Source organism: Campylobacter sp. RM19073, assembly GCF_024723495.1.
GTDB lineage: Bacteria > Campylobacterota > Campylobacteria > Campylobacterales > Campylobacteraceae > Campylobacter > Campylobacter porcelli.
This window is the reverse complement of sequence record NZ_JANQCT010000031.1, coordinates 1-10,244: the sequence shown is the minus strand read 5'-3', so window position 1 is coordinate 10,244 and position 10,244 is coordinate 1. Positions and strand designations below refer to the sequence as shown.

At 35.8% G+C, this 10,244-nt stretch carries 8 protein-coding genes; 7 read left to right on the top strand and 1 reads right to left on the bottom strand.

Going from position 1 to position 10,244, the window contains the following annotated elements; all coding sequences use genetic code 11:
- Positions 1-218: 218 nt before the first annotated feature.
- Positions 219-422, top strand: coding sequence for a hypothetical protein (locus tag CSUIS19073_RS07635; protein WP_086237458.1), 204 nt, complete (start codon positions 219-221; stop codon positions 420-422).
- A 179-nt stretch (positions 423-601) separates the two neighbouring features.
- Here CSUIS19073_RS07635 and rpsU read toward each other — a convergent pair whose 3' ends face one another.
- On the bottom strand, positions 602-814 hold the full coding sequence (gene rpsU / locus CSUIS19073_RS07630) for a 30S ribosomal protein S21 (RefSeq protein WP_086237457.1): 213 nt from the start codon (positions 812-814) through the stop codon (positions 602-604).
- 153 nt (positions 815-967) lie between these two features.
- On the opposite strand from rpsU, the gene ccoG reads away from it, so the two are divergent.
- From ccoG to CSUIS19073_RS07600, 6 genes are all read left to right on the top strand, one after another.
- The gene (ccoG, locus tag CSUIS19073_RS07625; RefSeq protein ID WP_086237456.1) at positions 968-2,344 is read left to right on the top strand and encodes a cytochrome c oxidase accessory protein CcoG; all 1,377 of its coding nucleotides are present in this window, start codon (positions 968-970) and stop codon (positions 2,342-2,344) included.
- Positions 2,345-2,493: 149 nt separating this feature from the next.
- A complete protein-coding gene (locus CSUIS19073_RS07620; protein ID WP_086237455.1) occupies positions 2,494-3,567 on the top strand; it encodes an efflux RND transporter periplasmic adaptor subunit in 1,074 nt (357 codons plus the stop codon).
- On the top strand, positions 3,568-6,708 hold the full coding sequence (locus CSUIS19073_RS07615; RefSeq protein ID WP_086237454.1) for an efflux RND transporter permease subunit: 3,141 nt from the start codon (positions 3,568-3,570) through the stop codon (positions 6,706-6,708).
- A complete protein-coding gene (locus tag CSUIS19073_RS07610) occupies positions 6,701-8,101 on the top strand; it encodes an efflux transporter outer membrane subunit (RefSeq protein ID WP_086242378.1) in 1,401 nt (466 codons plus the stop codon). Before CSUIS19073_RS07615 ends, CSUIS19073_RS07610 begins: the two co-directional genes overlap by 8 nt.
- 83 nt (positions 8,102-8,184) lie before the next feature.
- Complete coding sequence (locus tag CSUIS19073_RS07605) at positions 8,185-9,495, top strand: hemolysin family protein (protein WP_086237452.1); 1,311 nt, start codon at positions 8,185-8,187, stop codon at positions 9,493-9,495.
- A 78-nt stretch (positions 9,496-9,573) separates the two neighbouring features.
- A partial coding sequence (locus CSUIS19073_RS07600; RefSeq protein WP_337214403.1) for a CatB-related O-acetyltransferase occupies positions 9,574-10,244 on the top strand: 671 nt, incomplete at its 3' end.

The window sequence follows — 10,244 nt, the reverse complement described above, 5'->3', positions numbered from 1 at the left end:
CCTTTAGGGGTGGTTTCCTTGAAAACCAGCGAATGCGACACCTTTAGGGGTGGTTTCCTTGAAAACCAGCGAATGCGACACCTTTAGGGGTGGTTTCCTTGAAAACCAGCGAATGCGACGGCTTTAGCCGAGGTTTTTGTAAAGTGCTAAACTTTGGTCGCAAAGCTGGGCTTAGCCCCGTCTTGCGAAGTTAAAATAATATAAATAAAGGAGAAAAAATGCTAAATTTAGACACAAATAAGCTAATTAGTGTTTATAAACAAATAGAAGCGTCAATCGTTAGTGAAAACTCAATATTTGATAAGGCTATTAAATATCTTGATGATAGCTTTAATGATAAAACTCTAGCCCCAAAGGATAAATATTTTGCCACACTAGCCATTTTTACCATTTTATGGAATTTTTTAAGGCACTTAAACTAGCTAATATTAAAGTAAAATTTAGCTATAAGATTAAATTTTGCTAATCCATCACTAATAAATATTTTTGCGGAGTGCTATCATTTGCCTACACATATCTAAAACGTAATGGAAAATATAGTTAAATTCAAAAAAGCTATAAAAATAGCGTTAAAAAGACCGCCGAAGCGGTCATTATGGTATTAGAGTCTTGACTCATAGCGTCTAAGCATATAGAGTCTTTTAAGCATTTTTTTACGAGCTGAAATTTTCTGCTTTTTGCGAACTTCAGTCATAGGCTCGAAAAATCTTCTAGCGCGAACTTCGGTAACTACTAAGTTACGATCAGTTTGCTTTTTAAAGCGTCTGTATGCCTCATCAAAAGACTCGTTTGGATGTACCTTAACTCCTGGCACGATCCTCACCACCTTTCGTTTAAAATTTAAAAATTGTAATTTTAATCAAATTTAACTTAAATACTCATTACAAATAATATAAAATTTTTTATTAATTATGTTTTAATATAAGAAGTTATATAATCGTCGCCAAAAATTCAAAGGAAATTCCAAATGTCTTGCTCTCCTACGCACTACACGAAGCGACGCTATATTGTCTATTCTATCGTTACTTTAATAGCTTTGATAACTCCATTTATTCGTATTAACGGCAATCATTTATTTTTGCTTAGCTTTGATAAAAAGCAGCTACATTTGCTATTTACTTCATTTGATATGCAAGAGCTATATTTGATGCCATTTTTGCTTATTATTTTGTTTTTGAGTATATTTTTTATGACTACTTTAGGCGGAAGGGTTTGGTGCGGATGGACCTGTCCGCAGACGATATTTCGTGTAATTTATAGAGATTTAATCAGCACCAAAATTCTTAGAATTCGTAAAAATATTAAAGACAAGCAAAAAGAATTTGATGGCAACATCATTAAAAAATTTATCTCAGTGATAATCTGGATAGCTCTTGCTTTTGTCGCTGCGAGTAATTTTATGTGGTATTTTGTGCCACCTGAGGATTTTTTTGCTTATCTTGCTAATCCAGCAGAGCATAAGCTTTTAGTTGGAATTTTAATAGGAATTAGTGCGTTTTTAGTATTTGATGTGGTGTATTTGGCTGAGAATTTCTGCGTTTATGTCTGTCCGTATGCGAGAATTCAAAGCGTTATGTTTGATAATGATACCATTCAAGTAATCTATGATGAAAATCGTGGTGGTAAAATTTATGATGGCCATATGAAATTAGGCAAAAAGCCTACCGCCCCAGATGCAGAGTGCATTGGCTGTGAGGCTTGTGTGAGGGTTTGTCCAACTCACATTGATATACGAAAAGGCATGCAACTAGAGTGTATAAACTGCTTAGAGTGTAGCGATGCGTGTAGTGAAGTGATGGGTAAGCTTGGTAAAAAAAGTTTGATAAACTGGACAAGTGCTAAGGCTGTAAAAACTGGAAATAAGGTTAAATATTTTAGATTTAGAACAATTGCTTATATGGTTGTGCTGTGCGTAGCTATAATCGCACTTGGCGTTATGACGACTAAAAAAGAGCATATGCTACTAAACATAAATAGAGCAACCCAGCTATATAGCATTCAAGTGCTTGATGATAATAGCTTAAAAGTTCAAAACGCCTATACATTTTTAATCCAAAATACAGATAATACAGAGCACTCTTACTATTTTGATGTCAATGAGACTAAAATAGCAATCGATAGACCTCTAAAGCCTATAACTCTCAAAGCTGGTGGCAAGAAGAAGATTATAGTAGTGCTAAGCACCACCCATACTTTGGTAAATGATACTAGACACGATACGCCAATAGATATTATGATTCATGCATACGCTAATGATAATAAAGAGTTAATTAGCGTTGATCGTAAAACAATTTTTGTCTATCCTAAACAGATTGAGCTAGAAAAAGCTTTAAATTCAAAATAATTATCAAATGGAGATTTGGCTCTCCTTTTGATAATAAATATCAAGATAAAACTGGAAAATATTAATCATTTTTTTGGTTAAAACTGCTTATATTAATTTTTTTTTATTAAATTTGTTGTAGAATATCGCAAAAATTTGAAAGGCTATGTATGAATAAATTAGGGAGAATTTTGGCTCTTGGCTTTACTGCTTTGATGATGGTAAGCTGCAGCGATAGTAAGAAAAATAGCACTCAGCAAACCGCTCCAGCATTGCCAGTAAGCGTATTGGTAGCAAAGATGGGAGATATTCCGATAACTCTTGAATTTAATGGTCAAGTTGTTAGTGATATGGATGTGATTATCAAAGGTAAGGTAGTTGGCTCCATTGAAAAGCAGTTTTTTACCCCTGGAAGCACGATTAAACAAGGAGAGAAGCTATATCAAATCGATGAAGCAAAATATAGAGCCAATTATAATGAGAAGCTAGCAACTTATAAAAACGCCAAAGCACAATATGATAGAGCAGTGATATTAAGATCTAAAAATGCAATATCAGCTAAAGAATTTGACACATCTAGTAGTGCGTATGGCTCAGCACTAGCAAATTTAAATAACGCTAAAGTGGATTTGGATTATTCGGTGGTTAGGGCACCATTTGATGGGGTGATTGGCGATACTCTTAAAGATGTTGGCTCATATGTGAGTGCTACTGATAATGATCTAGTGCGTATCACAAGGCTAAATCCGATATTTGTAGAATTTGGCATTTCTGATACTGATAAGTTAAATATAGATGAAAAAAGTGCAAGCGGTCAGTGGAAGCAGCTAGATTCTAAAGTGGAGATTAGGCTAAGTAATGGCAATGAGTATAATGGGACTATTAATTTTATCGATAGCGTAATCGATCAAAATAGTGGCACGATAAAAGCAAAGGCTAAATTTGATAATAACCAAACCCAAATTCGCCCAGGAGTATTTGCCGCTGTTAAAGTGCATGGATTTTATCAAAAAAATGGATTTAAAATTCCGCAAATTGCCGTATTACAAGATTTAGTAAATCCATTTGTATATGTCGTTCAAGATGATAAAGTGGTAAAAAAAGCCATTAAAATTGCCTCTCAAGATGCCATAAGCGTAGTAATCTCAAGTGGATTAGAAGATGGAGATAAGGTAGTTTTGGATAATTTTAAAAAGATCAAAGATGGCTCGCTTGTGCAGATTGTAGCAACAAAAGGCGAATAGATGTTTTCTAAATTTTTTATAAATCGCCCAGTTTTTGCGTGCGTTATCTCTATCATAATTGTTTTAGCTGGTTTAATCGGGCTTAAAAATGCCGCCGTGGAGGAGTATCCACAACTCACCCCACCACAAATCGTCGTCCAAGCCACATATAGTGGTGCTGATGCTCAAACCATAGCCAGTGCCGTAGCCGCTCCATTAGAAGAGGCTATAAATGGCGTTGATGATATGATATATATGCAAAGCACATCAAGCTCATCTGGGACTATGAGCTTAAATATATTTTTTGAAATTGGCACCAATCCGCAAACGGCTTCAGTAAATGTCAATAATAGAGTAAGTCCGATACTATCAAAATTGCCAGAAGAGGTGCGTAGGGTTGGCGTAAAGGTTGATGAGCGAAGTAGTAATATATTAGAGGTTTTAGCATTTTATGATCCAAGCAAAAAGATGAATGATACAGAGCTATCTAATTATGTAAGTATCAATATAGCAGATGAGCTAAAGCGTGTAAAAGGCGTAGGGGATGCCGTAGTAATCGGTAATAAAGAGTATTCTATGCGAATTTGGATCAAGCCTGAAATGCTAAAACACTATAATATGACTATAAATGAGGTAATAGCGGCCATTAGAGAGCAAAACTCACAATATGCAGCTGGTAAGATTGGTGAGCAGCCTATGGCTACGGGTAACCCTTATGTATATTCTATCAAGCCAGAGGGTAGGCTAACGCAGATTAGCGAATTTGAAGATATTATAGTAAGGGCTGATTTAAGTGGTAATATTATTAGATTAAAAGATGTCGCTAGTATAGAGCTTGGATCGCAAAGTTATGCATTTGCTGGGCGTTTTAATGGTGGTAGTATGGTGCCAGTGCTTATATTTTTACAAAGTGGTGCAAATGCCCTAGAAACTGCTGAAGCTGTAAAGGCTAGAGTCGATCAGTTAAAAGAGAGTTTCCCAGGGGATATGACCTATAGAGTAGCATATGATACGACTGAATTTGTCAAAGTATCTATTGATGAGGTTATTAAAACCTTTATAGAAGCAATTATTTTGGTTGTGATAGTTATATATATGTTTTTAGGAAATCTTAGGGCTACTTTTATTCCACTGCTTACCGTTCCAGTATCTATTTTGGGGGCATTTGCGGGAATTTATATAATGGGATTTTCTGTAAATTTAATTACCCTTTTTGCTCTTATTTTGGCTATTGGGATTGTCGTTGATGATGCCATTATCGTTATAGAAAATGTCGAGCGGATTTTACACGAAGAGCCAAATTTAAGCGTCAAAGAAGCCACCATCAAGGCTATGGATGAGATTATGGCACCTGTTATATCCATTGTGTTAGTGCTTTCAGCGGTATTTATCCCAGTTTCTTTTATGGAAGGTTTTGTGGGTGTGATACAAAAGCAATTTGCTCTAACTTTGGTTGTATCTGTGTGTATATCAGGGCTTGTAGCTCTTACTCTTACTCCTGCACTTTGTGCGATAATACTGCGTAAAAAGGAGAAACCACCATTTTGGTTTGTGCGTAAATTTAATGAATTTTTTGACTTTTCAACAAGGATATTCTCAGCTGGTGTAGCAAGGATTTTGCGTCATGTGATTATTAGCTTAATTAGCGTTGGGATTATAATTTTTATGATGATTGAGCTGTTTAAGATAATTCCTAGCGGACTAGTCCCAGCTGAGGATAAGGGAAGTATTTTAACTATCATAAATTTACCTCCAGCCTCAACCCTACCAAGAACTCTTGAAGATGCTGCATTTATAGAAAGTGTTGTATCTAAAAATCCAAATGTCAAAAGCGTAACCACGCTAACAGGATATGATATGATGGCTGGGTCGCTTAGAGAGAATGCTGGTATGATGTTTATCACTCTTCAGCCGTGGAATGAGCGTCCCGGTATAGAAAATTCAGCCGCTACTATGGCGGGGCAATTTATGGGTATGCTCTATGGTGCTGATAGAAACTCTTTAGCTTTTGTGACTACGCCACCGCCGATTATGGGGCTATCTATGACAGGTGGTTTTGAATTATACGCACAAAATATAACCGGTAAGAATTATAATCAAATAGAAGCCGATGTGCAAAGAGTCGTAGCAAAAGCCAATCAAAGCCCAGTTTTAACTCAAGTTAGAACCACGCTTGATACTAATTTCCCTCTATATAATCTAACGCTAAATAGAGATAAGATTAAGATGATGGGAATTTCATTTAATGATATATTTGATACTATCAATTCAACCATAGGTCAATACTATGTAAATGATTTTAACATCCTTGGTAAGACCTATAAGGTAAATATAAGAGCCTATGAGAGTTATAGAGATTCTCCTGATGATTTGGGGCTACTTTATGTGCGTAGTGCAAGTGGAAATTTAGTGCCACTTGATTCTATTGTTACTCTTACAAGGGGTCTTGGCCCTGATAATGTCGATAGATTTAATGGATTTCCAGCCGCTAAAATTATGGGTGAGCCAAAGCCTGGATATACTTCTGGAGATTCTATTAAAGAGATTGAAAGGATTATAAAAGAAGAGCTTGGTAATGAGTATAATATAGGTTGGGCCGGTTCAGCATATCAAGAGGTCAGTAGCACAGGTAAAGGAGCTCAAGCATTTGTATTTGGTCTTATATTTGTATTTTTGATTTTGGCAGCTCAATATGAGAGATGGCTAATGCCTTTAGCGGTTGTGACAGCCGTGCCATTCTCGGTATTTGGGGCGTTAGCTTTTACATATTTGCGTGGTCTTAGCAATGATGTCTATTTTGAGATTGGATTGCTTCTTTTAATAGGCTTAGCGGCTAAAAATGCGATTTTGATAGTTGAATTTGCTATGCAGGAGCATATCGCTGGTAAAAGCATAAAAGATGCGGCCATTAGTGCTTCTAAGATGAGATTTAGACCGATTGTTATGACTTCACTAGCCTTTACTTTAGGGGTTTTACCGATGGCGTTAGCTACTGGAGCAGGTGCTGCATCACGCCACGCATTAGGTACTGGCGTAATTGGTGGTATGATAGCAGCATCTACAATTGCGATATTTTTTGTGCCACTATTTTTCTATATATTAGAGAGCTTTAATGAGTGGCTAGATAGCAAAAGAGCTAAATTTGGAGCAAAAGATGAATAGGATTATTATGGTTTTTATAGCAGCTATTATTAGTGGTTGCTCACTTCGTCCTGATATGATTGAGATAGAGCAAGAGTATAGATACCAGATGGATTATTATAGCGTTAGTCAGAAGTGGTGGGAGAGCTTTGGTGATGATAAGTTAAATATATTAATCCAAAAATCATTACAAAACAATAGCGATCTACTCATTGCGTTAAATAATATAGAAAAAGCTAGAATCAATCTAAGGCTAGATAGGCTTGAGTATCTTCCAAATATCTCATTACAAGGCGAAGCGACTAAAGAGGGCATGGCAGATACTAGTAGCAATAATATAAATAAATTTTCTCTAAGTGCTGTTTTGAGCTATGAGCTTGATTTGTGGGGTAGAGTAAGAGATAAGGCAAATGCAAGTCAGTCTATATATAATGCGACTAAATTTGATTATGAGAGTGCTAGAATTAGCCTAGCAAGTAGCGTGGCAAATACATATTTCTTGCTTGTCTCCTTAAAAGAGCAAGAGCAGATCTTGCTAGATACGCTAAATTCATATATTCAAAGTGTGGAGTATAGAGCTATGCAATTAGCTGCTGGTGAGATAGATGAGTTGATATACGCTCAAGCTGTTGCTACTGCTGATGAGGCAAGGGCTCAGCTAGCTAGCTTACAAATGCAAATCTCACAAGCTAACTCATCTCTTGTAATATTAGTTGGCGGAGATTTAAATGAAATTTTGTATTCTGATATGAATGTATCTACTAATTTACCGATGTTGCCTGAAGTTCCAAGCGGTATTAGCTCAGATATTTTATTAAAAAGAGCCGATGTAGCAAGTGCGCTTGAGAGATTAAAGTCAAGCAATTTTTTAGTCGGTGTAGTTAGAACTCAGTGGCTACCTCAAATTTCCATCACAGGTATGTTTGGCTATACTAGCAATGATTTAGATAATTTGATAAATTCTAATAAAACAGCGTGGAATGTAGGCGGGAGCTTACTAGCACCGCTTATAGATTTTGGTCGCACATATAATAGTGTTAAGCTAGCAAATTTGGATCAAAACGCATCTTTTTTAGCCTATGATAAGGCTGTTAAAAATGCCTTTAGCGAGATTAGAACCGCACTTGATGATAGGAAAAATTCGCTTATGAAAGCCCGTAGTATGGAAAATTTAGTATCAAGCCAACAAAAGGTCTATGACATAGCTCAAAGTCGCTATGATGCTGGTTATAGTAGTCATTTGGAGCTACTAGATTCTCAAAGAAATTTGCTATCGGCAAAATTAAGCTTATCTAGTGCGAATTTAGAAGCTGTAAATAGCATTGTTTCTGTATTTAAGGCTTTTGGCGGTGGTTTTGAGTATGAGACAGATAATAAAACAAGAGAGAATTTAATCCAGCAAAGCTCAAATTAGTCTAAATTTCTAAAATTTATGCTATAATTGGAGCTATTTATCTAGATTTTTAAGGACATATTTTGGAGAGTTACCCCATTATTATGATAATTTTGGCAGCCATTTTCATATTTTTAAATGGCTTTTTTGTCTTGTCTGAGTTTTGTATTGTTAAGGTTAGAAGGTCTCGTTTAGAAGAGCTTGTCAAAGAGAGACGACCAAATGCTAAACTCGCCCTAAGAATGTCAAATTCGCTAGATACTTATCTTAGTGCTACGCAACTAGGCATTACCCTTAGCTCCCTTGCTCTTGGATGGATTGGGGAACCAGCCGTGGCTGATATTATTAGAGAGCCGTTAAAATCGATATTTGGCATTGATAATATCACTACTTTACACACAGTATCATTTGTTATCGCTTTTAGTTTTATTACTTTATTGCATGTTGTCCTTGGTGAGCTTGTACCAAAGTCAGTAGCAATCGCTAAGGCCGAACAAGCCGTGCTTTTGATAGCTAGACCATTATACTTTTTTTGGATTATCTTTTTCCCAGTTATTCGCACATTTGACTTTATAGCGGCTATGTTTTTAAAGCTAATTGGCATTAGACCTGCTAGAGAGAGCGAATTAGCGCACTCTGAAGAGGAGATTAAAATCATCGTTGGCGAGAGCTTAAAAGGCGGTGTGCTAGATAGCATGGAGAGCGAGATTATAAAAAACGCCGTTGATTTTAGTGATACAGTGGCTAAGGAGATTATGACTCCACGCAAAGATGTTGTTTGCTTAAATAAAAAATTGAGTTTTGAAGAAAATATGAACATAATAATAAAGAGCAAATATACTAGATTTCCATATATCGATGGTAGCAAAGATAGCGTTTTGGGTATGATTCATATAAGGGATATTTTACAAAACGATCTAGATGGCAAAATAGAAAATTTGGATAAAATCGTAAGAAAATTTATCATAGTCCCAGAAAATAGCTCAATATCCAAAATTCTTGTTATGATGAATAAAGATAGAATTTCAGCCGCCCTTGTAGTAGATGAGTATGGCGGGACAGCAGGACTTCTTACTATGGAAGATATAATCGAAGAGATAGTGGGCGATATAAATGACGAACACGATGATAAAGACCAAAACTATAAAAAAATTGCCGATGATACATATGAATTCAATGGTAGATTTGAGATAGAAGCCGTTGAAGAGATAATGGGTATTAGATTTGATGAAGAGACAGAGCAGCTTACGATTGGCGGTTATGTGTTTAATCTATTTGAGAGATTACCGGTTGTGGGCGATACTATAGAGGATCAAAACTGCATTTATGAAGTTATAAAGATGGATGGAACTAGCATTGGAGCCGTTAAAGTAACGCTTTTAAACTCCAATGATGATGAAGATGAATTTGACTAGTGTGCTACGCCCTTTGGCGTGGTGCCAAGCTTTTACCATCAATTTTAATCTAAATATTAATTAAATTTTTATCTTTCTTTGGATACTATTTCAACTTCATCTTTTATATATAATCCAACTTTTTATATTTTTAAAGATGCAAGCATAAGACAAATTGGCAAATCTTATACACATACCCCATGTCATCACTTAGTTTCACCATCGCCACTAACAATATTTGAAAATGATGTATATGTATGCACAAACGCTCTTTTAAAGCCAGGAATTACTCTACATACAGGATGCGTAGTAGCTCAAAATGCCATCGTTACAAAAGATGTACCGCCATATGCTATAGTAGGCGGAAGCCCAGCTAAAATACTAAAATACCGCTTTGACGAGCCAACAAGAAATAGGCTTTTAAAATTAAAATGGTGGGAGTATCATTTTGCAGATTTTGATGGTATAGATGCAATGAAAGATATAAATTATTATTTAGATGAGCTAGAGAGTAGAATTCAAAACCAAACTATAAAGCCATTTTATCCCAGAAAAATGCAGTTTGAAGAGCTAATACAAATAAGCAAACAGCCAGTATCTGTAGTAAAACCACAAACCACGCCACAACCACCACAAGAGCCATCTTTACAAGATCAGATAATTTCTCTCAAAGAGCAGATATCTAAAAAAGATAATGAGATTAAAGCCTTACAAACTAGCTACCAAAAAGCAGCAAATTTCAAAAATCATCTAAGCTATAAACTAGGCAA

Coding starts and splice junctions, on each gene's coding strand:
- CSUIS19073_RS07635 (WP_086237458.1), top strand. CDS start 219: ATGCTAAATTTAGACACAAATAAGCTAATTAGTGTTTATAAACAAATA.
- ccoG (WP_086237456.1), top strand. CDS start 968: ATGTCTTGCTCTCCTACGCACTACACGAAGCGACGCTATATTGTCTAT.
- CSUIS19073_RS07620 (WP_086237455.1), top strand. CDS start 2,494: ATGAATAAATTAGGGAGAATTTTGGCTCTTGGCTTTACTGCTTTGATG.
- CSUIS19073_RS07615 (WP_086237454.1), top strand. CDS start 3,568: ATGTTTTCTAAATTTTTTATAAATCGCCCAGTTTTTGCGTGCGTTATC.
- CSUIS19073_RS07610 (WP_086242378.1), top strand. CDS start 6,701: ATGAATAGGATTATTATGGTTTTTATAGCAGCTATTATTAGTGGTTGC.
- CSUIS19073_RS07605 (WP_086237452.1), top strand. CDS start 8,185: ATGATAATTTTGGCAGCCATTTTCATATTTTTAAATGGCTTTTTTGTC.